We start from the raw sequence: 22,464 nt of genomic DNA, 5'->3' as shown, positions 1-22,464 counted from the left end.
GGAAGGGCGTATGCTTATATTCCGTGCATCCGAAGCGGATAAGGCTTAGCTGGCGCATCTGAGTTGCAGCTGTCGTGACCGGGTTCCTTGCATGTGTCAGACCTGTTCTTTACAATGGAATGGAGTGTATAGAAGGGCTGCTCAAGGAACCCGTAGGCTTGTTGTTGATGAGCCGGCACGGCTTGGCACTTGGCGCTTGGCTCGTCATCACATCCCTGGCATTGCAGATGAACCGCACTGGATATATCGTGGTGACGAAGCTTTCTTGCGTGTCAGCAGCCAGTCCCTTCAAGCGGCGCGATAAGCCGATGTTTTTTTATCATAATGAATATTTCATGACATGAACTACATAACTGCAAAGAAGGTGTTCACTTGGAACAGCCCAAAGGCATCTTGATTGATCTTGACGGAACGTTGTACCATGGCAGCATTCGGATTGAAGGAGCGGACAGGCTGATCGGACGCTTGAAGAAGCAGGGGATTCCGTATCTGTTCGTCACGAATAACTCATCCCGCACGCCGGAGCAAGTGGCGAATCACTTGCAACAGATGGGCATACCGGCCAGGCCGGAGGAGGTGTGCACCTCTTCACTGGCGGCCGCCCATTATATCGCCGGAGAGGCGCCGGGAGCCGCCGTCGCCATGATCGGTGAGCAGGGGCTCCGCCATGCGCTTGAATCGGCAGGGCTGATTCTGGTGGAGGACGATCCTCAATATGTTGTACAGGGCATTGATCGATCCTTTGATTATGAGTCGCTGACGCGTGCGATGCGCTGGATTCAGGGCGGGGCGAAGTCCGTCCTGACCAACCCGGATTTGCAGCTGCCTTCCGATACCGGGCTTACGCCGGGGGCAGGCTCGATCGGGGCGGCGATTGAAGCAGCATCAGGCGTACAGCCGATCGTGATCGGCAAACCATCTTCAATCCTGATGAAGTTTGCGACAGACCGGCTGGGACAATCGCCGGAGGAAACGATCGTGCTCGGGGATAATATAAGGACAGACATCGCTGCAGGCGCCCATGCCGGATGCCGGACAGTGCTTGTATTAACCGGGGTGACAACGGAGCACAATATGCAGACACATATCGAAGCTGCAGGCGTGTCTCCCGACTATGTATGCCGCGATTTAGTGGAGGCGGCCGATCTGCTGTGCGGTTCATCGGATGATGAGCCAGCGGGTCTATGAGGCAGAAGCTTCTGTCCATTACATAAGACGCATCGATGAAGGGGTAGATGAATCATGCCGGAAATGCCGGAAATGGAGAACTATAGGAAACTGCTGTCTAACGAAATTATAGATGTCCCGGTGACGGGCGTAACGGTCAACCGGGAGAAATCGGTGAATGTGCCTGTGGAGCAATTTACTGCGGCGTTAAAAGGGGCCAGGGTGATTTATGTGGAGAGAAGGGGCAAATTCCTTGTCTTCCATCTGCATAACGGAGGCAGACTGCTGCTTCACCTGATGCTGGGCGGCTTGCTGTACTATGGGCATGTCGACGAGCCGCGGCCGTCACGATCGACACAGGTCGAAATCACGTTTGGCGAGCATGTGCTCTATTTCATCGGGTTGAGACTTGGGTATCTTCACCTGTTGTCAGCAAGAGAAACAGATGAAGTGCTGAAGGATCTCGGCCCGGAACTGATGGATCGAAGAATGTCCAGGGAGCGGTTTGTGGGCATCCTTCGCAAGCGCCGGGGTTCGCTGAAAAGCACGCTGGTCAACCAGCATGTCATCGCCGGCATCGGCAACTGTTATGCGGATGAAATTGCGTTTGACGCTGGCATTCATCCGGCATCCAAACTTCAGAATTTGTCCGATGAGGAGCTGGGACAACTGTATGACAGCGCCATCCGGGTGCTGACAGAGGCGGTTGATGGCGGCGGGTATATGGAGCTGCCGTTCCGGCAAGGCGATACCCTAACGGGCGCTTATAATGACGAATGCAAGGTGTATGATCGGGAAGGGGAGCCTTGCGTTCGCTGCGGCACACCGATTGTGAAAACAGAGCTGTCCGGACGGAAGCTGTTCTATTGTCCGCAGTGCCAGCATGAAGCGTGACATTCGAATCGGGAGCCATGTCAGCACCCGGGGCGGTTTTCTAGCCGCTGCCCGTCACGCCGCCGACATCGGGGGAAGCTGCTTTCAATATTTCCCGAAGAATCCGCGCAGCCTGCATATCAAGCAGCCGGACATTCGTGATGCTCAGGCGTGTGCTGCCTTTTGCCGGGAGCATGATCTTCAGTCGATTGCCCATACGCCGTATCCGAGCAATATGGCAGTCGGCCAATCACGGGGAGATGAGCATTATCGGCTGACCGTCCAGTCTCTCGTTAATGATCTCGTTATTGCTGAAGCTTGCGGGTCGCTTGGCATCGTGGTTCATTTTGGACATTTGAAAAGCGAGGATGTGCTGGCGGGGTATCAGAATGTGATCCGGTGCCTGAACGACGTTCTGGCAGGCTGGAGGGGCAGTGCCAAGCTGCTGATCGAGAATCAGGCCGGGGATCATGGCAGCATGGGAATGACGCTGGAGGAATGCGTGAAGGTAAGGCAGCTGGCCGAGCACCCGGAGCACATCGGTTTCTGTCTGGACACTTGTCATCTGTATGCAGCCGGTGGCTGGAATCCGGCACGCACCGATGAGCTGCTTGCGAAAGGGCAGGAGCTGGGGTACTGGGATCATCTCGTGGCCGTGCATCTGAACGATTCCAAATATGGGGCCGGTTCGAGAAAAGATCGACATGCCCGCATCGGTCAAGGTATGATTGGCGAGGAAGGGCTTAGAAGCCTGGTTCTGTCAGCCGAATTGGCGGGGAAGATGTTCGTGCTGGAAAGTGAAAAGGGAGAGGACGGGACACACCGGGAGGATATTGCCGAAGTGCTGTCCTGGTCCGATAGCAAGGGAGAGTAAATCGATGATTCATCTATATCTGGATGATTGGCGCGCTTGCCCGAAAGGCTTCGCGCTAGCCCGAAACGGGGAAGAGTGTCTGATGATGCTTCGCGAATGTGAGGTTGACATATTATCGCTTGATTACGAGCTCGGTTATGGTCAGATGAATGGCGGGGATGTTGTTGCGGCCATCGTTGCTGAGCGGCTGCAGGCTAAAGAAATTTATCTTCACACCTCCAGCCCGTCAGGGAGAAGAAAAATGTACGAAATGCTGTATGCGCATATGCCGGAAGGCGTCAAGGTCCATAACGGGCCTATGCCGGAGGAAGTGCTGCATCAGGTGGCTGCAGGAAATCGATGATTGCGGTCACGGAAAGGGAGCTGCTTGAGCGGATCGAATGGCAGGAGCGGCTGGCCGGACGGGATTCGGAGGCGGCTTCGCCGTTGATCGTGTTCCTGTATACGCCGCTGTGCGGCACATGCAGCGCTGCCCGCCGAATGCTGGAGGTGGTGGAGCAGCTGCTGCCGGATGCGGCGGTGCTGGAGGCGGATGTCAACTTTATGCCGAATGTGGTGGACAAGTACAGAGTCCGCAGCGTCCCCGGGCTGATGGCCGTATCGGGGCGGCTGGAGCAGCCGCAATTTCTGTACCGGATGGGATCGGTGCAGGATATTCTATCTTTTATCAAAGGGGCGATGGCATGATCTCGATGCAGCATATTTCGCTGATACGCGAGCAGCGGCGCATTTTGGACGATATCTCGCTTGACATGTCCGCCGGTGAAAACTGGGTCATACTCGGCCGCAACGGGTCGGGGAAGACAACGCTGCTGGAGATGATGACAGGCTACATGTTTCCAAGCTCCGGCCAAGTGGAAGTGCTAGGTCAACGATACGGGCAATGCGATATCCGGGAAGTTCGAAAGAGCATCGGCTATATCAGCCAATCCATGGTAGAACGATTGTCGCTCATTGATCCGGTGTGGGAGGTTGTAGCTACAGGCGCTTTCGCTTTTCTACGCTTTTACCAGGCGATTCCGGAGGATGTCCGCGACCGGGCGCTGAGTCTGCTGGCCGAGATGAAGCTGGATTACCTGGCTGAGCAGCCGCTCGGAACGGTGTCGCAGGGGGAGCGGAAGAAGGTGCTGCTTGCCCGCGCCCTGATGGGCGATCCGAAGCTGCTCATTATGGATGAGCCATGTGCCGGGCTGGATCTGTATGAGCGTGAGAAGATGCTGGCCGAAGTTGATCGGCTGAAGCGGCGGAATGTAATGGTTGTGTATGTCACGCATCATATCGAGGAGATTGTGCCGCTGTTTTCCCACGTCGCGCTTGTCCGGGAGGGGCGGCTGGTCGCTGCCGGACGGAAAGAAGATGTGCTTACACCCGAACTTATCAAGCAGACTTATCATATTGATGTTGAACTGAAATGGGATGACGATCGTCCCTGGATCAGAGTATTGGCAGGAGGATAATCCCATTGGATATTGCGATAATAGCGAAAGAAGAAGAGCTCCGGGAGGAGCTTCATACGAAATTGGTCTGCACCGCGAATCACGGATTTGCCCCTTACGCCCAGGAAGAGCTGCGGCGGCTGTTCGGCAGTGTGAAAAGCACGATGCTCATCCCAGGTGAGGTGTTTGTGGCGACATTGCAGACCGGACCTGAAGAGGCGGTGGAAGCGATCCGCTTGCAGCCTCCGATTTTTCTGCGTCATCTATTCCCTGTACAGATGGAAATGGCTGGTGCTGACGCAGAAGCGGCGATCCGCGAGGCTGCCGGATGGCTCGCTCAACAGGAGGCAGTCAAAGAAGCCAGATCGGCTGCTATTCATGTTCGAAAAACAGACAACAGCTCCTGGGCTCACAGCCCTGGAGAGCTTCGCGAGCAGTTGCAGCAGCATCTCGCGCCGTTAGAGCTGGAGTTCACCGTGCAGCAGCCGGAGTGGATCATATCGCTGTTCGCCACGGATGACATCTGGTATGCAGGGGTGTCCAAAGCGGAGGACAATCTGTCCGACTGGAACGGCGGTGCGATCCGGTTCCAGCGGGAGGAGGGGCAAATCTCCCGGGCCAAGTTCAAACTGCTGGAAGCAGAGCAGCAGTTCTCTATTCCGTTTGCCTCTTATCGCAGAGCGCTCGATATCGGTGCGGCTCCCGGCGGCTGGACTTCCTTTTTGCTGGAGCGGGGGGTTGAGGTGACGGCGGTGGATCCGGCCAAGATGCACCCGTCGCTGTCGGGCCATTCCGGACTTCGGGTCATTCGCAAAAATGCGGCAGAGGTGTCCTTCCGCGAGTCGGAGTTCGATCTGCTGGTGTGTGATATGAGCTGGAGCCCCAAGCAGATGGTCAAGCTGGTGACAGGGCTGCTCTACAGCCTGCAAATCGGGGGGACGGCGGTCATTACCGTCAAGCTGCTCACCAAAAAGCCGATGGCGCTGATCAAGGAGATCATCGCGCAGTTTGAAGAGGCCCGAATGCAGGTTCAGGGAGCAAAGCAACTGTTCCACAACCGGGACGAGATTACGCTATATATGATTAAGTATTAAAAAATGCTTTACAACAGAGCACATCTTGTTCTATAATGATTCCAAAATTAACCAACGATAACAAAGGGAAAGCATCCCGTCAATCACTGTGTCGTACAGTGAGGCGGAAGGCTTTCCCTTTTTTTGTCGTGGCAAGAAGACATAAGGAGCGTAGAAGCAGGATGAATCACCCTTCCAAAATGGAATACGGGGACGTGCTCGGAGGACGGTATGTGATCGAGCGGAAAATTGGCGAAGGCGGCATGAGCTGTGTGTATCTGGCCGACGACCTGAAGCTGCCGGGTCAGAAATGGGCGGTGAAGGAAAGCGTATCGGAGCTGGGCATGCACCGGACGGTGGAGGATGAAGCGAGTCTGCTGATCAAGCTGAGCCACCCCCGTCTTCCGCGCATTGTTGATTTTTTCAAGCCGGATCCGGATGGATACACCTATCTGGTGATGGATTACATCGAAGGGATGACCCTTGAGAGGTATTTCATGACATCACGCTCCAAGATCGGCGCTGATTTTATTGTCAGGCTGGCCGATCAGCTGCTGGAGGTGCTTGGTTATCTGCATGAGCATGACCCGCAGGTCATCTTCAGGGATTTGAAGCCTTCGAACATTATGCTCACCGAGCAATTGGAGGTCAGACTGATCGATTTTGGTATCGCCCGCAGTTTCAAGCAGGAGTCGGGCGAGGACACCGTCAAGCTGGGCACGGTCGGTTTCGCCGCGCCGGAACAGTATGGGGGCAGGCAGAGCGATGCCAGGTCCGATCTGTATGGTCTCGGGGCGCTGCTCTTGTATTTATGCACAGGAGGGAACTTCACCGAATGGATTCCCGGTGTGGAGCGTCATATTCGCGGCGATTTGCCGCGAGGGCTGGTCCCGATCATCCGCAAGCTGCTCCAGTATGCGCCGGAGGATCGATACCCGTCGGCGAAGGAAGCCAGGCAGGCGGTTGACAAGGCGGCCAGGCCGGCACTTCCGGCCCCGTCTGCAAGTCGGTCGATGATGGCGGGAACGCTCGTAGCTGCTGCGCTAGGGGCATCCGCCGGTGTGGGAACCACGCACAGCTGCATCGCCCTGGCCTACTTCCTGGCCAAGCATTACCGAAGGGTGGCTGTTGCGGAGATGGGTTCGCAGTCCTCTGCGTTCAGCCGGATTCAGGAAATTGCAGAAGGGGGCCGGGCTTCGGCTGGGAGCGGCCGCAAATTTGAGATCGACGGCATTCACTTCTGGCGTCAGACCGGGCGAGCGGAAGTGATCTCGCTGCTCGGCGGAAGCTACGATGCAGTTGTGCTGGATCTGGGCGTATATCGCAACAGCGAGCGGCTGGAGGAGTTTCTGAGGGCGGATGTGCCGCTGATCGTCGGTTCGGGCGCGGAATGGCGCCAGCACGAGCTGCTGGCCTTGTCCCGGCTGCTGGCTGATCATCATCAGCCGCACCGGCTGTATGCCCTCCCGCTAGCGGGGCCGGATGCGCTGGAGCGGGTGCGCAAGCTGCTGGATACCGATAAGGTGTATACGTTGCCGCTTCAGCTTGACCCATTTGAGCTGACCTCGCCAAGCGAGCAGGCGTTCCGGCACATGTTCCGGCATATCATTGCCGAGCCGGAGCCGCGCAAGCGAAGATTCAGATTCTTGAGACAATGAATTTAATGATCAGAAAGGAGATGATGTTGATATGCCGATAATCAAGAGCCGCAGCCGGAAGCTGATGTATGCCGGACTTGCAGGCGCAGGCATCGTTGGGCTGATCTGCTCTGGGGTGATCCTCTATATTCATCTGGGGCATAAGGAGCAGCTGAGCATGCAGCAGCAGCGGTATGATGAGCGGATTGCCCAAGTTGAAGAGGAGCGGATTCGTGAATTGAAAGCGATGAAATCGGCCTGGGTTCCGATCCGGGACATCCCTTCGGGCAGTTTCATTCGGGAACAGGACATCAAGGAGGTGAAGCTGCCGGCGGAAGCCGCGCCGGATCATCTGCCCGGGAAAGACCAGATCGCCGGTATGGGAACCAAGATCGAGGTCCGCAAAGGAACGCTGATCACGCAGGCGATGCTGTTCGAGGAAGAACCAACCCCCGCCGATCTCCGGCATCGGGAGATGAAATCGGTATGGCTGCCTAGCAATCTGCGCAAGGACGATGTCGTGGATATTCGTGTGCAGTTCCCGACAGGACAGGACTACATCATCTTATCCAAGAAGAAGATTGACAGGCTGGAAAGTCCGGCATTCTGGACCACGCTGGATGAGAAGGAGATTCTGTTGCTCTCAAGCGCGATCGTGGATGCTTATCTGCATGAGGCGACGCTGTATGCGCTCACCTACGTAGAGCCCGAGCTTCAGGACAAGGCGGTTCCGACTTATCCGCCGAATGAAGAAGTGGCTAAACTCATCGCTCGCGACCCGAACATCGTGAACAAGGCGGAGAAGCACCTGGAGATTACCCTGCGCAGCACGCTGGAGGAGGATTTGGGGAAACGGAGGGCTGGTGGTCAGGTGCATGTATCCGAATATCAGGCAAGTCCGACGTTTGGAGCGAGTGCGTTCGGAGCGAGTACTTCAGGCAATGCAAGCGGGTCTGAATCCTATACAAGCGCTCCGTACACAGTTGAAGCTCCGAGCTCCGTATCAACGAGCGGCACCGTTCTGGAGCCGGAAATGATCATGAGCAGCTCGGCTCGGCAGGACCAAAGCTCCGAGGCTGACCAAATTCTTGGTCCAAGCAGCAGTGATAAGCGGCTGATGGAAGGCGAGGATACGGAGACTGCGAATGCAGAGCTCATCTTCACGCAGCCGTGATAGGGAAACGGACAGGTGCCAGTAAATAACCTGAATTACGGACAAAAAAGGAGGCGTATAGCTTGAGAACCTGGATCTTTGCAGGCATGTGCGACAAGAGCGATCTGCTGATGTACCTGTGCAAAATATTGGCGAACGGGGGCAGCAAAGTGCTGCTTGCAGATGCCGCCCATCATGCTAAATACACGCATTATATCTCAAGAGTGGATGCTTCGCTTGATCTGGCGGAGTTTGGCGGCTTCGATATCGCGACCCGCTTTGCGAATTACGATTCGCTGCTGGAATACATTGAGAAGCAGGAAGGCGCCAGCTACGACTATATGATTCTCGATGTGGAGCAGCCCGAATATCTAAGGCCGGAACACTGGCATGGTGCGGACGCGCGGATATGGGTGAGCGGTTTCGAGCTTATGGGGCTCATTCAAGGCGCGGAATGGCTGAAGCGTATCGCAGAGGAAGCTTTCGGAGATTCCCCGCCTTCATTTCATCGCATTTATATGAATGTCATTGAGGATCTGACGGATGATTCCTATATCGAAAGCTATCTGGATCACAGCGGAGTTCACTGGCTGGACGAGCCGATCCGGATGCCGTGGGATGAGCTGGCCTATGCGCTCAAGGTGGAGAATGAACATGCTGGCCGCCTTCGGTTAAAGCCGCTGTCCAGACACTATAAACGCTCCTTGATGGAGCTTATTCGCCGGCTGACAGAGCTGGAGAGCCGTCACATCCGTCGAGCGCTCCGATTGGCGGAAAGGAGACACGCATGAGGCTGATTGCAGTTTGGAGTCCGCTGCCAAGCGGCAGCGGCGCCACCGTGCTGGCATCTGCACTTCCGGTTGTGCTGGCAATGGAATACAGGGTAAGAACGCTGCTGACCCATGGCGGAAACGCCGGGGAGCGCATCGAGCAGGCTTTCACTTTCAGGCATGAATCACTCGATACGATGGCGGCATTCCAGGATCATGGCATGGATGCACTGGCGAGAATGGCCGGGAGCGGAAGATTGCTGCCGGAGACGATCAGGGATTACACGATACCGGTCCTTTCGGAAAGGCTCGACCTGTTGACAGGCAGCCGGGATGCCAGACATGCCTTGGATGATGTGGCATATGGGAAGTTCGCGGGTCAGGTGCTCGATACAGCGAAGCGAAGCTATGACGTCATCGTTGCCGATGCAGGCAACGGGCGTCCGCAAGGAGCGGACATGGAGCTGATCCGGACTGCAGATCTGGTCGTCGTCGCCTTGAATCAGAATCTCCGTTCTTTGGAGGATGTGTGGGAGCGAAGCAGCATGCCGGACATGCTGATGGACAAAAACTGTGTTTACGCGCTGGGCAGATACGATCCGGAGATCAGCTGCACGTTGAAAAACATCAAGCGACGTTTCCGGCTAAAGTCCGAAATGTACGGCATTCCTTACTGCTCATCTCTGGCGGATGCCTGGAATATGCGCTCCGTCATGGCCTATGTCCAGCGCAGCCGCGGCGGGCTGAACCGCAGCCGGGAGAACGCCGCCTACCGGGCATTGCGCCAGATGGCCGATTTGGCGGCCGAGCGGCTCGGTCTTCCGAGCGGTGGTAGTGTGAAAGCGAGGGGCGCGTATGTTTACGGGTAGCTTCATGAACAGCGCTTGGATCCTTATTATCGTACTGCTGGCCTTTCTCCTTGGCTATCTTCGCTATATCGATTCGAGAAGGCCCAAGTATGACCAGCCGCCTGCAGCTGATCCCTATTCCTTGTCTTCGATGACGGAGTATATGAAGGAGACGCTACATCAGCTGACCCACAGCCAGCTTTCCGATTTGGGCCTGCATGAAGAGGAGTACCGGCGAAGGCTGAACAAACGAAGCGAACTGAGACGCGCCTTGAAGGGCTGTGTATCTGGGGATGTGCTGGACAAGAATTATGTGAAGGATTTTATGAAGGGGCTTCTCGTAAACGATCTGGGCTTGAATGAAGGCAATATCGAGTCGGCCATCCCGTTTGAGCAGCCGCAAGCGTTAACAGCTCAGGATAAATTTGAAATTTTGCTGTATTCGTACAAGCAGAAATACGGGCAGGACGCATTGTCAGCCATGATAGATACCTATGATCTTGCACAGCCGCGGGTGCTGCCGCGTTACGGTCAGGGGGCTGTCTATGCGGTTACGGCCGAGGATATTGAGCACATGTTTGATTCGGAGTGGAGACCGCTTGCGTTTCAGGAGAAGCTCGATATTGTCGTGCAGCGAATATATCAGCAGTATAAAGGCTTCTCCGTCGTTGACGAGATCCGGGATCAGCGGATTGACGGAGTTAGCGGCGGCGTCAGCGGCGTGCTTGATGATGCGGGTCGCCCCGCCCCCGGGCCTGATTGGCTTCTGCCGGAGTCGTCGTCCGACAGCCGGCCCGCTTCGGGATGTGAAAGTGTCTGGATTTTTTACAAAGGGATATCGCTTCATCTGGAATTCCTCTCGTTCGGTAGCCTGCTGGAGCTGAAGCGGGTGTGCCAGAACATCTATAAATACAATCATCCCGGACAGTTGTCGGAGGCGAGCGGCTACAAGGTGAATGAGATGAAGGAGGGTTCGCGGGTCGTGGTGGTCAGGCCGCCGTTTGCGGAGTCATGGGCATTCTTTGTCCGCAAATTCGACCTCCCGAATGCAAGCTTGAATCAGCTGATCACCGGAAGCGGGGCAGACCTTGTCATTAAACTGCTCAAATATTTGATGAGAGGCAGCCGGATTACCGCTATTACCGGCGCGCAAGGCTCGGGCAAGACAACGCTTCTGATGGCGATGGTGGAGTACATTTACGCATCCTATACGCTCAGGGTGCAGGAGATGGCGTTTGAGCTGCATTTGCGGAAAATATACAGCCGCAGAAACATTCTCAGCTTTCGCGAGACGGAGTTTATTAGCGGTCAGGCCGGCCTTGATTTGCAGAAGAAAACGGACGGCACGGTGAACATTCTGGGCGAGGTTGCCAGCGACGAAGTGGCATCCTGGATGATTCAGATGTCGCAGGTGGCCAGCTTGTTCACGGTATTCACCCACCATGCCAAAACATTCAAGGACTTGATTCAATCCCTTCGCAATTCCTTGCTCAAGAGCGGCATGTTTCGCCAGGAGTTTATTGCCGAGCAGCAGGTGGTCAGTGTCATTAATTTTGATATTCATTTGAAGCGCGACGCTTATGGCAATCGATTCATTGAACGGATAACCGAGTGTATTCCTTGTGATGATCATCGGATCACCGGGGAGGCGAGTTTGCCAGACGCAGCGGATGAGAATGGATCAGGTCCATGGGCTGATCGTGACGCGGCAGAGAGACCTTCCTTCATCTCGCGCAATGTAGTGGAATACCGGGATGGCGCCTATGTGACGGTGCACCGGTTGTCGGAGCGGAGCATTGCGGAGATGAGCGATCAGATGCAGCCGGAGGACGCGCTGGAATTCCAGGCGTTTCTGGCATCAGGGTGGGGGACAGCCGGATGACAACCCGACAGATTCTCTTTGGTGTGCTGCTGTTCTCCCTGCTTGCCTGCGCGCTGATCTATGCAGTCCATCTGTGGCTGACCCGGCGAAGCCGGGGCGTGTATGTTCCGCTTCAGGACATTAGCCGGGGAGAAGGGAGGTCAGTCCGGAATTTATACAGGCAATGGCTGCAGCTGGCCTATCGTTTCTGCCTGCATGTCCCGCTTGTCAAAGGGTATGTTATGCGCCTTAGACAGCGGATATCCGTTGTACACCCGTACGATGAAATATCGCTTCGTCTGGAGACGATGAAGCTGGCAGCGGTCATTACCGGAACTATGGGGATCACCGCGCTTCTGTTGATCTGGAGCAATCCGACCATCGGGTTCATAGTGCTGATTATGCTGGCCTGCATCGTCATTCATGATCTGCTGATTGAGATGTATGTCAATCGGCTGGAACGAAAACTGCTGATCCAGTCGGTGGAACTGTTCTCTCAGGTTAGACATCACTATCAGCAGCACGGGATGGTGGACGAGGCGATCTATGAGGGGGCGGAATCCGCCGGTCCGGAAATTGCGCTTCATACCCACCGCATCTATCATGCGCTTGTGTCCAAGGACCCGGAGGAGGAACTGGAGAAGTATTACGAATCGGCGCCGAACCGCTATTTGAAGGCATTTGCCGGCATATCAAGGCTGGTGATGGAATTCGGGGATTACGCGCGAAAGAAAAGCTCCATTTATCTTCTTGGTTTGAGCGGCCTCACCAGAGAAATTCAGCTGGAGATATTGCGCAGGGACAAGCTGGATTATTTGCTCAAGGGCTTGAATGTCATTGCGCTTGCCCCGGTCTTTTTTGCCAAGCCGATTGAACGGTGGGCGAGAGGGAATTTCCCGGCGATGGATCAGTTTTATACGAGCAAGCTCGGCTTCATTACGAAAATATCCATCTATGTCATCATTGTCGTGGCTTACGTCCTGCTTCAAAAATTGCAGCAGCATCGGGAGACCGATTATCGTGCGGGCCTCGACAAACCGTCATGGGAGGAGCGGTTGTGCCGGATTCCGATGGTGCGCAATTTGGCGCTGATTATGGCTCCCCGGCAGGGTACGCCGGCATTTGCCAGACTGCTCCGCTTGCTGAGGGAGAGCAATACGCGTTTGAAACTGGAATGGTTTGTCGTCCGGCGATTGACGCTGTTTACGCTGGCATTTGCCCTTTCGCTATCGACCGCGGTGTTCCTCCATGTCCAGGCCAGACATCAGCTGCTCTACGCGCCGGTACCTGAGCAGCAGTCCCTCTTCGGTCAGATGAATGAAGTCCAGCTTCAAGCTGCCAAGCGGCGGGCGGAACAGGATCGGCAGTGGATGGAGCAGCTGGGGATGTCGCCTGCTGTGGATCAAGGACAAGCGGAGAAGCTGATTGAAGAGAACGGTGCTCAGGGGATGACACAAGAGCAGATTAAGGCTGCTGCCGACCGCGTCCTTGAGAAGCTGCGGCAGTTTGACGGGGAGTATCTGAAATGGTGGGAGCTCGTGCTGGCGATCGCTGCCGGTCTCATCGCCTATGCATTCCCGTTGTGGATGCTGTATTTTCACCGAAAGGTACGGAACATGGAGATGCGGCATGAAGTGTATCAGTTCATGACGGTGATCTCTATCCTAAGGGGCATGGAACGTATATCGGTGGAGGGGATTCTCGAATGGTTGAACCGTTTCGCCGTCATCTTCAAGGTGCCGATCCAGAAGTGCCTGCTGCATTATGAACACGGTGCGCAGCTGGCCTTGACGGAGCTTAAGGAGGATGTCTGGTTCCCGGACTTCCAGAGGCTGGTGGACAAGCTGCTGCTGGCGGTGGACAAAGTGCCGATCCGGGAAGTGTTCGATGAGGATCTGGATGGCGAGATGGCGTTCAGCTTTGAGCAGCGAAGGCAGGAATATGAAGCGTTGATCGACACGAAGGCCGGGTGGGGTCGGATGATCGGGTTCGCCCCGATGTATGCATTGATTTTTCTGTACCTCGTGATCCCGCTCATCGGCATGAGTTTTACGCAAATGAGCATTTATTACGAGCAGATTCAGCGATTATAAATAAGATCATTTCCCCATATAACCAAATGAATTGTATAGGAGGCATTTATCCATGAATAACGCATCTTCCGCATTAAAGGTGGCAGCAGGTATTTTTCTGACGATTGCATTGATTACGATTGTTGTTATTTTGTTTATTTCGGCACAGGAAGCGACCAAGACGGCACAAAACAATTTCTCGGACATTCAAACCGAGCTTTCCCAGGCTGCATTCACGGTGTATGACGGAACAACCATCAGCGGTTCCCAGGTAACCAATGCGCTTAGGAAGTACAAAGACAAGGACCAGTTTGGCATCTACATCCGCACAGGCAAAAACCCGAACGGACAATGGTATGGCAACGTGCTGAATGACCGCGGCGGCGTCAACAATCCGGATTCCAGACAGGGTGATATTACGATGACGATGAACGAGAAGAGTCCGGAATATGTCAATCCGAGCGGGAAATTCAAGGCGACGATTGTGAAGGATGATTCGAACGTGATCCGCGGCATCATCTTTGTTCAGTAGAACCGTTGATCGTAAAGGAGTATGTCCATGCGTGAACAAACGATAAGCATGATCGGGTTCGCGGTTTCGGCGATGCTGTTCCTGTCGGCTTGCTGGTTCTCGCTCGAAATTCAGTCGGGTATCCGCTCGGGTGTAGAGAAAGGTCTGGCCTTGACCGAGGATCAGCATTCGGGAGTCATCACCGTGCCCGGAGCGGAGCGCGGCAGAGCGATGATCTACGGAGGCAGCGAAGTATTGTTCACGCTTCGGGATGTGGAGAAAGGGCACTTCGATATTGAGGTTGGGAGCGTCCGGTTTCCAGCCGGAAGCAACCCGGAAACTGCAGACGTCTCGATCATCGATACGGCTGCCGAGTACAGTGCGGCCTACAGGCTGGGAGCAGATGGTCTTATCGAGAGTATTCGTTTCGAAAAAGTGAGGTAAAGGCATGTCCAATAGCGTATCGAAACTGTTCGCCGCTTTTTTGGCGCTGCTTCTGATGTATGTGGTGCCCTCGGCAGAGCTGGCCAGGCGACAGGATGATTTGTCCCGAATGGTGGTGTATCAGTCGGCAACCAAATTTGTGGACAGCGTCCGCACGAAAGGGTATATTACGCCGACGATGTACAATGACTTTCTAAGGGAGCTTGAAGCCACGGGGAATGTATATGACATCGAGATGGAGCATCAGCACAAGAAGTATCATCCAGTGTATGATGATCCAGCCAATCCGAGCTCGTTCCGGAACAGCTATATGGTGGTGTATGATCATTACTATCATGCTGACCTGATCCGCTATCTGTTTCCCGAATCCACCGCGCCGCTGGATGACAGCAGCAGGGTGTACCATCTGACGGCGGGCGATATGTTTCAAATCCAGGTCCGCAGCATCAACCGCACGCCGGGCAAAATTTTTATGGACGCTCTGACAGGCTCCTATTCCGGTGACAAGGCAGCGATCGTTTTTCCATATGGGGGGCTGGTGCTCAATGAAGATTACTGATCTGGCCATTGCGTTTACAGCGATTTTTTTCCCTGTGTTTCTCATTCTTGGCATGCGATCAGACAGTCTGGAGCAGGTTCGGTACGTGGAGATGACGTATACCTCGGCACTCAGAACCGCTGTCCAGGATGGGGCGGCGGTGCTGAATGCGAACGAGGCGCAGCAGTATGAGGCTGCCTATGCTTCGCTTAAATACACGAGAGTTGATAAAGAGCAGGCGCTGGAGGCATTCTCTCGAACGCTGTATCACAATATGGGCATCGGGGAGGATCCCGTGGCCCAGGAAGCATTGTGGTGGTACATTCCGGCAGTAGCGGTTATCGATTATGACGGGTATTATGTCTATGCGCTTCAGGATTACGAGGGCCCCGGCGGGGAATCGCTGCTTCAGCATCAATGGACACCGAAAATCCCGTTTGCCTGGACGGATGGCGAGGGAAGCAGCGTTCATTTTTCGCTGGACGAATATGTAGAGGTGTACGAGTCCGGCTCGGGAAGATGGCTTTCGGGTTTCAGGTCAGAGCTTGCACACGATACATCTGTTACGCTGCTCGGTGATAAGGATAGGTTTGATCAGGTGCGGAGAAGGGCGATTGTAAATGCCGTGCAGGAAGACCTTGCGTACTATATTAGCCGCCATAATGAGCTGGCGCTGCGAAACGGCGTTTCGTACCGGTTTGCGCTGCCTGTCATACCGCAGGAAGAGTGGATGAATACGGTGGATGATGTGGGGATGATGGCTTTCATCCAAGGGCTGCCGATAGGAGAACAGCACTACAATAACTATGCATTGGGTGGCGGAAGGCTGGTGAAGTCGCCTGTCTATGTCGGCGGCGTTGATCCGGTCAGCGGGCTGAAATATTACTATCGCAGCTCTTGTCCATATACGTTCGAAGCGATGGAAGTGTTCCCGGGACCGAAAGCGGCAGCTGCCGCAGGCTACATGGAAAGAAGCTGTTCGAATCCCGGGGTGATATAACTCGAAAAATGGTAGTTTCGGCGACGGTTCTTTCTATGCTACAATAAACTCTTGAGTGTGAATGTGTATGTGTCAAGCAGAAACATCATGAATACATCATGAGTTTATTTTATATAAGGAGCTATCATACGCCATGAGTTTATTGACAGTAGAGAACGTATCCCATAACTTCGGGGATCGCGTTCTATTTAAGAATGTTTCCTTCCGCCTTCTGGCTGGCGAGCATGTCGGGCTGGTCGGAGCAAACGGTGTCGGCAAGTCGACATTGATGAATATTCTGACCGGACAGCAGCTGAAGGACAGCGGTAAGGTGGAGTGGACGCCCAAGGTCCGCTACGGCTATCTGGACCAGCACACCAAGCTGACGCCTGGTAAAACGGTGCGCGACGTCTTGAAAGATGCGTTCCTGCCGTTGCTGGAGCTGGAGAAGGAAATGATGGAGATTACCGAGAAAATGGCCGATGCTTCTCCGGAAGAGCTGGAGCTGCTGCTGGAGCAGATGGGTGAAATTCAGGAGCAGCTGGAGATCGGTGACTTCTATCTCATTGACGTGAAGGTTGAAGAGATGGCCAACGGTCTCGGATTGTCTGTCATCGGTCTTGACCGGGATGTTGCAACCTTGAGCGGGGGACAGCGGACCAAGGTGCTGCTGGCCAAGCTGCTGCTGGAGAAGCCGAACGTGCTGCTGCTTGACGAGCCTACGAACTACTTGGACGTGGAGCATATCGAGTGGCTGACGCAATATTTGAAGTCTTATCCGTATGCGTTCATTCTGATCTCCCATGATACGGAGTTTATGAATCAGGTGGTCGATATTATCTATCACCTCGAGTTTGCCAAGCTGACCCGGTATACGGCCAACTATGAGAAGTTTCTGGAGATGGCCGATATCAACAAGAACCAGCATATCGAAGCTTACGAGAAGCAGCAGGAGTTCATCAAGAAGCAGGAGGATTTCATCCAGCGAAACAAAGCGCGCTATTCCACCTCCGGCCGGGCGAAAAGCCGCGAGAAGCAGCTTGAGCGTCTGGAGCGGATCGATCGTCCGGAAGAAGCAGCCAAGCCGGTGTTTAATTTCAAGGAGTCCCGTGCCAGCGGCAAGACGGTGTTTGAAGGGATTGACTTTGAGATTGGTTACGATCGGCCGCTTCTGCCGAAGATGAGCATGACGATTGAGCGCGGCGAGAAGATTGCCATTGTCGGCTGCAACGGTGTGGGTAAATCGACGCTGCTGAAGACGATTCTCGGCAAAATCCCGCCGGTAAGCGGCAAGGTGTATCAAGGGGATTTCCTGTTCCCTGCTTATTTCGAGCAGGAGGTCAGACCTGGAAATATTACGCCGATTGACGATGTGTGGAATGAGTTCCCGCATCTGAACCAGCATGAGGTGCGTGCTCATCTGGCCCGCTGCGGCTTGAAGAACGAACATATTACCCGTCCGCTTAAAGCGCTGAGCGGTGGTGAGCAGGCGAAGGTGCGCCTGTGCAAGCTGCTGATGCGTGAAAGCAACTGGATTCTGTTTGACGAGCCTACCAACCACCTTGATGTTGTGGCCAAGGAAGAGCTGAAACGGGCACTTAAGGAATACAAAGGCACCATTTTGCTCGTATCCCATGAACCTGATTTTTATGAGGATTGGGTGACAAAAACCTGGAATGTGGAAGACTGGTCTACGAGCAAACAGGTGAAAACAGAGTAACGGGTTAACCGGTGCAAGGTCAGGGGGGAATCGTCCGGACACGCACCTTACATCCCATAAGCAATAACTGAAGATTGCCCTCTCCGTTAGCGATGTGCTGACTGAGAGGGCAATTCATGTCTATGCGCAAGCACGGTGTGACCGCTGTTGCAACTGTGGTATCCTAATAGGATATAAGGAAGCCTGGGAGAAGGGAACGAAACGAATGCAAATCGAAAGCCATGACGAAAACCGTGACGAAAGCAAACCTTTTGCAAATGGTGATGAACAGCAGCAAATGCTATATTCGGGAGCCTATGGTCCCAGCGATGAAGAGCGCTTGAACCGTTATTCCAGACAAGAGCGCTTCGCTCCGTTTGGCAAGGAGGGGCAGCAGCGGTTAAAGCAGAGCCATGCGCTCATTGTCGGCGCCGGAGCGCTCGGAAGCGCGATCGCAGAGACGCTGGTCCGGGCCGGGGTAGGCAAGGTGACGCTGGCGGATCGGGATTATGTGGAGTGGAGCAATCTGCAGCGGCAGCAGCTGTTCACCGAACAGGATGCCGGGGAGCGGTTACCGAAGGCGGTTGCCGCGAAGCGCAGACTTTGCATGATTAACTCCGAGGTTACAGTTGAAGCCAGGGTGCTGGATGTGCGGGCAGGAGAGCTGACAGAGCTGGCTCGTGGTGTGGACGTCATTCTGGATGCGACTGATAATTTTGACACTCGGCTGATCATCAATGATTATTGCTATCAGCAGAGCATCCCCTGGATCTACGGCGGCTGTGTCGGCAGCACCGGCATGAGTTTCACCTTTCGCCCTGGAGCAACCCCGTGCCTGAACTGTCTGCTGGGGGCTGTCCCATTCGGGGGGGACACATGCGATACGGCTGGCATTTTGCCGCAAGCGGTACAGATGGTAGCCGCCCACCAGACGATGGAGGCGATGAAGCTGCTGTCTGGTCATCCGGAAACGTTACGAGGCAAGATGGTATCATTCGATCTGTGGCGGAATGAAACCCTGGTGTTCGGGGTGGAGCAAGCGCGGAAGGAGGACTGCCCGACTTGCGGTGACAAGCCGAGCCATCCATACCTGATGGCGGTCAATACAGAGAAGAGCGAAGTGCTCTGCGGACGCGATACGGTGCAGATCCGCCCGGCACGCCGGGTAGCGCTGAACCTGAGCCAGCTGGCCGAACGTTTGAACGCGCTGGGGGAAGGGAAGGCGGCCGCCAATCCGTTCATGGTCATGTATTCACTGGGAGACAAGCGGATCGTTGTTTTTGCTGATGGCCGGGCGCTGATACACGGCACTTCCGATCTCGCAGAGGCGCGCACGATCTACCACCGGTATATTGGAGGATAGCTGACAAAAGGGTGGGCCTGTACACATCCGTATAACACATCCATTTCTCATTTATGAGGAATGGATGTTTTCGTATTGCGGCAATCTAAGGGTTGGAATCAAGAAAAGTGCAACCTTAGATCAATGAAACAGTCCAGAGCTGTATTATAGCGGTACTACATCAGGGTGAAAGCGGGGCGAAGACCTGTGGAAAGACGAATTATGGTAGCTGCAGGTCAAGGTGAAAAAACGGACAGGTATGTCAAGGAATTGGCAGAAGCGGGATACAGCGTTGTGACGGCTTACGACCAGACGGAGGTGCTGACGCTGCTCGAAAGCGGCGGGGCCGAGCTGCTGCTGATTGACAGCGGCCTGCCGGGGATGAACGATTTTGACCTTGTTCGCAGACTGGAGGCCCGGGCGGAGCAGCTTCCGGTCGTCGTCATCGGTCATGACGGCGCAGACGAAGCGGTCCATGCCTTGGAGGCGGGAGCCAATGATTATATTCCCGATCATGGGGATAAACGCGAATTTCTGGCCCGGGTTGCCAATGTGTTCAAGCTTTTTTACGCGCGGCAGAAGGAACAGGAGCGGACGATCCAGATCGGTGATTTAAGGATTGATCCGTCAAGCCGCGAGGTTGTGCGGAGCGGTGAGCTTATTCATCTGACCCAGAGGGAATATAAGCTGCTGCTCTATTTGGCCAAGCGGGCGAATCAAGTCTGCACCCGGGAGGAAATACTGAAGCATGTGTGGGATTTTGATTTTCATACCGGAACGAATGTGGTGGATGTGTACATCTTGCATTTGCGGGAGAAGCTGGATAAAGGTCATAAAACGAAGCTGCTCAGCACGGTTCGCGGAGCGGGTTATATGTTGAAAACACCGCTGCCATCCGATGCGCAGGCCGGAACATAATCGAAAGAAACATGAAAAAGGCCGCCCTCCTAACAGGAAGACGGTCTTTGCTGACTTTGACTTACAGTACGCGGCGTGCTTTCACGTACGTTTTGTTCCAGGTGCCCGAGTTCAGGTTGGAAATCGTTACGCCCGGTTTGCCATAGGTATGCAGAATTTTGCCATTGCCCATGTATACGGCCACGTGTGTGACGTTCGATCCGTTTGAACGGCTGCCGCTGGAGAAGAACACCAGGTCGCCCGTTCTAAGATTGCTTCTGGATACGGCTTTGCCGACTTTGGATTGTGCCGCAGATGTACGGGGTAGATCCACACCGTATTTTTTAAAGATATGCTTCATGAATGAAGAGCAGTCAAACACTTTGGTTGTGCTGGTGGACGCACCGAATTTGTACGGCGTTCCCATATATTTTTTGCCAAAGTTAACAACTTGGCTTCCTTTGCTAGTTGATGCGGCTTCTACCGGGGTTGCCGGAGCCACGGTCAGCAGGGCTCCGAATCCCATTGCTGCGCTCAGGCTGATGACTACAGCTTTCTTCGCCCAATTGTGTCGAGTCATGATGTAATACCTCCATATTGGTTGTTTTCTTTTGCGCTGAACCGAGTATATCAGATTTGAAATCATCTATAATTTGGATAAAACGCGCAAACCCTTGGGCGGCAAGGAATGAAAGCGGAATATTAAAATCTCATTAAAAGTTACAAAATATTAAGAATTCGTTCATTTTCAGATTTGATGAAAATAGAAAAACCCTTGGGAGCCAAGGGTTTTGGTCATGAATAGAGCTGTGGATACGAGCGGATTTTTTGATGACAAAAAAGTAATGATTACTTGTCTTTACTCTGAATAATGAGCAGCAATCCGCCTTCGATCTGAACCGTTCCTTCATCGCCGAGCAGCCGGTTGCTGACGCCAAGGGACTGTCCCATTCGCAGCGTAGCGTTGTGCAGCGGGTATTCAAAGCCGGTCAGTTCGATGCCGGTCACTTCGGGTGTGAGCGGCAGCAGCGACACATAAGTATAGCCTCTCTCTTTCACGATACAGCTGGAGCCGGTCAGGGTAATATAATTGGAGCTGTCCAATATGGAACATTTCACATGATGCTGAAGCCCTCGGATCAGCATATGAATGTTGACAAGGGTATGATCGAGCCTTGAGCCTGTCCCGCCCAGAATCAGAATCGATTCGGGAGATTGGTCGAGCGCATGGTCGAAGGCCATCTCCGTATCGGACGAGTTTTTATCCACCGGATCGCATTCGATCACCTGTCCGCTCTGCTTGCGGACCAGCTCAAGCTGCTCGGGGGTAATGGAATCAAAGTCGCCGACGGCCAGATGCGGCGTCACCCCGTGTTCAATAAGAAACAGGGCGCCTCGGTCGGCACCGATGATGTAATCATCGGGTTTAATCTCATCAATAAACGTTGGTGACAATTCTCCACCGGTAAATATAAGAACACGTGTGCAGTCCATGATTAGAATTCCTCCTTTGTTGTAGGAATTGCCATTGTACTATAGTATAGTAGAGATTCTACGCTTGCACAATTTCAGCAGGCGCGGCTAAAATGGTAGAAGTATATCTTTATGCAGTGAAAGGAACTATCAATTTTGGACTTGCATGTGTTTGACCTTTTCAGCATCATCGGCACGATTGCGTTTGCCATGTCCGGGGCATTCGTTGCCATGGAAGAAGAGTATGACATTCTGGGCGTTATCGTGCTCGGGATGGTGACCGCTTTTGGCGGAGGAATTATCCGCAATGTGCTGATCGGCGTTCCGGTTACAACTTTATGGAGTCAGGGGAATCTGATCCTGCTGGCGCTAGTTTCTGTTATGGTTGCTTTTATCCTTCCGCTGGCCTGGATTCAGCACTGGAAGAAAACCGAGGTGCTGTTTGACGCGATCGGCTTGTCGGCGTTTGCGATCCAGGGGGCGCTGTATGCGGCCCAGATGAATCATCCGCTCAGCGCTGTCCTTGTGGCGGCTGTCCTGACGGGAAGCGGCGGGGGAATCGTCCGTGATCTGCTGGCTGGGCGTAAACCGCTGGTGCTTCGGGATGAAATCTATGCGGTATGGGCGATGCTCGGCGGCGCTGTTATCGGACTTGGAATCGCGAGCTCCACATGGCAGCTGCTGACGCTTTTTATCGTGGTCATTATGTTTCGGATGCTGTCGGTTCATTATAAATGGAGGCTTCCGCGGCGGTCCCTTCAGGCTCAGGGAAGCGTGACGGATAGCGCCAACAGTAAATTGAATCTGTAATGCTGAA

Annotated in this window: 23 protein-coding genes; 21 read left to right on the top strand and 2 right to left on the bottom strand. The window is 54.1% G+C overall.

Translation table 11 applies throughout. The features are described from left to right. Positions 1 to 372 precede the first annotated feature (372 nt). The 20 genes from MKX64_RS23625 (at position 373) to MKX64_RS23530 (ending at position 20,195) form a co-directional block, all read left to right on the top strand. Positions 373 to 1,188, top strand: coding sequence for a TIGR01457 family HAD-type hydrolase (locus tag MKX64_RS23625; RefSeq protein ID WP_155617822.1), 816 nt, complete (start codon positions 373 to 375; stop codon positions 1,186 to 1,188). A gap of 54 nt (positions 1,189 to 1,242) precedes the next feature. Then, positions 1,243 to 2,061: a DNA-formamidopyrimidine glycosylase gene (gene mutM / locus MKX64_RS23620; RefSeq protein WP_341037659.1), complete on the top strand. Its 819-nt coding sequence runs from the start codon at positions 1,243 to 1,245 to the stop codon at positions 2,059 to 2,061. Then, entirely contained in the window at positions 2,051 to 2,914 is an 864-nt protein-coding gene (locus MKX64_RS23615) for a deoxyribonuclease IV (protein WP_341037657.1), read from the top strand. The genes mutM and MKX64_RS23615 overlap by 11 nt, the downstream gene beginning before the upstream one ends. Before the next feature lie 4 nt (positions 2,915 to 2,918). Continuing rightward, complete coding sequence (locus MKX64_RS23610; protein ID WP_095263666.1) at positions 2,919 to 3,257, top strand: cyclic-phosphate processing receiver domain-containing protein; 339 nt, start codon at positions 2,919 to 2,921, stop codon at positions 3,255 to 3,257. Further along, on the top strand, positions 3,254 to 3,601 hold the full coding sequence (locus MKX64_RS23605; RefSeq protein WP_341037655.1) for a thioredoxin family protein: 348 nt from the start codon (positions 3,254 to 3,256) through the stop codon (positions 3,599 to 3,601). The genes MKX64_RS23610 and MKX64_RS23605 overlap by 4 nt, the downstream gene beginning before the upstream one ends. Further along, positions 3,598 to 4,371, top strand: a complete 774-nt coding sequence (locus MKX64_RS23600; RefSeq protein WP_341037653.1) for an ABC transporter ATP-binding protein — start codon at positions 3,598 to 3,600, stop codon at positions 4,369 to 4,371. Before MKX64_RS23605 ends, MKX64_RS23600 begins: the two co-directional genes overlap by 4 nt. 5 nt (positions 4,372 to 4,376) lie before the next feature. Beyond that, on the top strand, positions 4,377 to 5,444 hold the full coding sequence (locus MKX64_RS23595) for an SAM-dependent methyltransferase (protein WP_155617818.1): 1,068 nt from the start codon (positions 4,377 to 4,379) through the stop codon (positions 5,442 to 5,444). A gap of 161 nt (positions 5,445 to 5,605) precedes the next feature. Then, complete coding sequence (locus tag MKX64_RS23590) at positions 5,606 to 7,081, top strand: serine/threonine protein kinase (protein WP_341037652.1); 1,476 nt, start codon at positions 5,606 to 5,608, stop codon at positions 7,079 to 7,081. Positions 7,082 to 7,112: 31 nt separating this feature from the next. Beyond that, positions 7,113 to 8,234 (top strand): SAF domain-containing protein, encoded by a 1,122-nt coding sequence (locus tag MKX64_RS23585; RefSeq protein WP_095263671.1) that lies wholly within the window; start codon positions 7,113 to 7,115, stop codon positions 8,232 to 8,234. Between the two features lie 62 nt (positions 8,235 to 8,296). Continuing rightward, positions 8,297 to 9,004 (top strand): hypothetical protein, encoded by a 708-nt coding sequence (locus tag MKX64_RS23580; protein ID WP_095398499.1) that lies wholly within the window; start codon positions 8,297 to 8,299, stop codon positions 9,002 to 9,004. After that, positions 9,001 to 9,852: a hypothetical protein gene (locus MKX64_RS23575; RefSeq protein WP_095398498.1), complete on the top strand. Its 852-nt coding sequence runs from the start codon at positions 9,001 to 9,003 to the stop codon at positions 9,850 to 9,852. Before MKX64_RS23580 ends, MKX64_RS23575 begins: the two co-directional genes overlap by 4 nt. Beyond that, a complete protein-coding gene (locus MKX64_RS23570) occupies positions 9,839 to 11,713 on the top strand; it encodes an ATPase, T2SS/T4P/T4SS family (protein ID WP_341037647.1) in 1,875 nt (624 codons plus the stop codon). Before MKX64_RS23575 ends, MKX64_RS23570 begins: the two co-directional genes overlap by 14 nt. After that, a complete protein-coding gene (locus tag MKX64_RS23565) occupies positions 11,710 to 13,785 on the top strand; it encodes a hypothetical protein (protein WP_341037645.1) in 2,076 nt (691 codons plus the stop codon). The genes MKX64_RS23570 and MKX64_RS23565 overlap by 4 nt, the downstream gene beginning before the upstream one ends. A 52-nt stretch (positions 13,786 to 13,837) precedes the next feature. Continuing rightward, on the top strand, positions 13,838 to 14,296 hold the full coding sequence (locus tag MKX64_RS23560) for an ABC transporter permease (protein ID WP_095263676.1): 459 nt from the start codon (positions 13,838 to 13,840) through the stop codon (positions 14,294 to 14,296). A gap of 27 nt (positions 14,297 to 14,323) precedes the next feature. Then, positions 14,324 to 14,719: a hypothetical protein gene (locus MKX64_RS23555; protein WP_155617813.1), complete on the top strand. Its 396-nt coding sequence runs from the start codon at positions 14,324 to 14,326 to the stop codon at positions 14,717 to 14,719. 4 nt (positions 14,720 to 14,723) lie between these two features. Further along, positions 14,724 to 15,278, top strand: a complete 555-nt coding sequence (locus tag MKX64_RS23550; protein WP_341037642.1) for a hypothetical protein — start codon at positions 14,724 to 14,726, stop codon at positions 15,276 to 15,278. Continuing rightward, complete coding sequence (locus MKX64_RS23545) at positions 15,265 to 16,257, top strand: hypothetical protein (RefSeq protein WP_341037641.1); 993 nt, start codon at positions 15,265 to 15,267, stop codon at positions 16,255 to 16,257. Before MKX64_RS23550 ends, MKX64_RS23545 begins: the two co-directional genes overlap by 14 nt. Positions 16,258 to 16,390: 133 nt before the next feature. Then, positions 16,391 to 17,956, top strand: a complete 1,566-nt coding sequence (locus MKX64_RS23540; RefSeq protein WP_155617810.1) for an ABC-F family ATP-binding cassette domain-containing protein — start codon at positions 16,391 to 16,393, stop codon at positions 17,954 to 17,956. A gap of 277 nt (positions 17,957 to 18,233) precedes the next feature. Then, on the top strand, positions 18,234 to 19,298 hold the full coding sequence (locus MKX64_RS23535; RefSeq protein WP_341037838.1) for a ThiF family adenylyltransferase: 1,065 nt from the start codon (positions 18,234 to 18,236) through the stop codon (positions 19,296 to 19,298). 186 nt (positions 19,299 to 19,484) lie between these two features. Next, on the top strand, positions 19,485 to 20,195 hold the full coding sequence (locus tag MKX64_RS23530; RefSeq protein ID WP_244908075.1) for a response regulator transcription factor: 711 nt from the start codon (positions 19,485 to 19,487) through the stop codon (positions 20,193 to 20,195). Positions 20,196 to 20,256: 61 nt separating this feature from the next. Here the strand turns inward: MKX64_RS23530 and MKX64_RS23525 are convergent, their stop codons facing one another. Further along, a complete protein-coding gene (locus MKX64_RS23525; protein ID WP_095263682.1) occupies positions 20,257 to 20,754 on the bottom strand; it encodes a C40 family peptidase in 498 nt (165 codons plus the stop codon). 269 nt (positions 20,755 to 21,023) lie between these two features. Further along, entirely contained in the window at positions 21,024 to 21,668 is a 645-nt protein-coding gene (locus MKX64_RS23520) for a thiamine diphosphokinase (RefSeq protein ID WP_095263683.1), read from the bottom strand. 141 nt (positions 21,669 to 21,809) lie between these two features. On the opposite strand from MKX64_RS23520, the gene MKX64_RS23515 reads away from it, so the two are divergent. Continuing rightward, positions 21,810 to 22,457, top strand: coding sequence for a trimeric intracellular cation channel family protein (locus MKX64_RS23515; protein ID WP_095263766.1), 648 nt, complete (start codon positions 21,810 to 21,812; stop codon positions 22,455 to 22,457). Positions 22,458 to 22,464 lie beyond the last annotated feature (7 nt).

This window comes from Paenibacillus sp. FSL M8-0334, assembly GCF_038000405.1.
GTDB lineage: Bacteria > Bacillota > Bacilli > Paenibacillales > Paenibacillaceae > Paenibacillus_AQ > Paenibacillus_AQ campinasensis.
The sequence above is the reverse complement of the archived record's forward strand: the minus strand, read 5'-3'. Positions and strand labels throughout refer to the sequence as shown.

Coding starts and splice junctions, on each gene's coding strand:
- mutM (WP_341037659.1), top strand. CDS start 1,243: ATGCCGGAAATGCCGGAAATGGAGAACTATAGGAAACTGCTGTCTAAC.
- MKX64_RS23615 (WP_341037657.1), top strand. CDS start 2,051: ATGAAGCGTGACATTCGAATCGGGAGCCATGTCAGCACCCGGGGCGGT.
- MKX64_RS23610 (WP_095263666.1), top strand. CDS start 2,919: ATGATTCATCTATATCTGGATGATTGGCGCGCTTGCCCGAAAGGCTTC.
- MKX64_RS23605 (WP_341037655.1), top strand. CDS start 3,254: ATGATTGCGGTCACGGAAAGGGAGCTGCTTGAGCGGATCGAATGGCAG.
- MKX64_RS23600 (WP_341037653.1), top strand. CDS start 3,598: ATGATCTCGATGCAGCATATTTCGCTGATACGCGAGCAGCGGCGCATT.
- MKX64_RS23590 (WP_341037652.1), top strand. CDS start 5,606: ATGAATCACCCTTCCAAAATGGAATACGGGGACGTGCTCGGAGGACGG.
- MKX64_RS23585 (WP_095263671.1), top strand. CDS start 7,113: ATGCCGATAATCAAGAGCCGCAGCCGGAAGCTGATGTATGCCGGACTT.
- MKX64_RS23575 (WP_095398498.1), top strand. CDS start 9,001: ATGAGGCTGATTGCAGTTTGGAGTCCGCTGCCAAGCGGCAGCGGCGCC.
- MKX64_RS23570 (WP_341037647.1), top strand. CDS start 9,839: ATGTTTACGGGTAGCTTCATGAACAGCGCTTGGATCCTTATTATCGTA.
- MKX64_RS23565 (WP_341037645.1), top strand. CDS start 11,710: ATGACAACCCGACAGATTCTCTTTGGTGTGCTGCTGTTCTCCCTGCTT.
- MKX64_RS23560 (WP_095263676.1), top strand. CDS start 13,838: ATGAATAACGCATCTTCCGCATTAAAGGTGGCAGCAGGTATTTTTCTG.
- MKX64_RS23555 (WP_155617813.1), top strand. CDS start 14,324: ATGCGTGAACAAACGATAAGCATGATCGGGTTCGCGGTTTCGGCGATG.
- MKX64_RS23550 (WP_341037642.1), top strand. CDS start 14,724: ATGTCCAATAGCGTATCGAAACTGTTCGCCGCTTTTTTGGCGCTGCTT.
- MKX64_RS23545 (WP_341037641.1), top strand. CDS start 15,265: ATGAAGATTACTGATCTGGCCATTGCGTTTACAGCGATTTTTTTCCCT.
- MKX64_RS23540 (WP_155617810.1), top strand. CDS start 16,391: ATGAGTTTATTGACAGTAGAGAACGTATCCCATAACTTCGGGGATCGC.
- MKX64_RS23535 (WP_341037838.1), top strand. CDS start 18,234: ATGCTATATTCGGGAGCCTATGGTCCCAGCGATGAAGAGCGCTTGAAC.
- MKX64_RS23525 (WP_095263682.1), bottom strand. CDS start 20,754: ATGACTCGACACAATTGGGCGAAGAAAGCTGTAGTCATCAGCCTGAGC.
- MKX64_RS23520 (WP_095263683.1), bottom strand. CDS start 21,668: ATGGACTGCACACGTGTTCTTATATTTACCGGTGGAGAATTGTCACCA.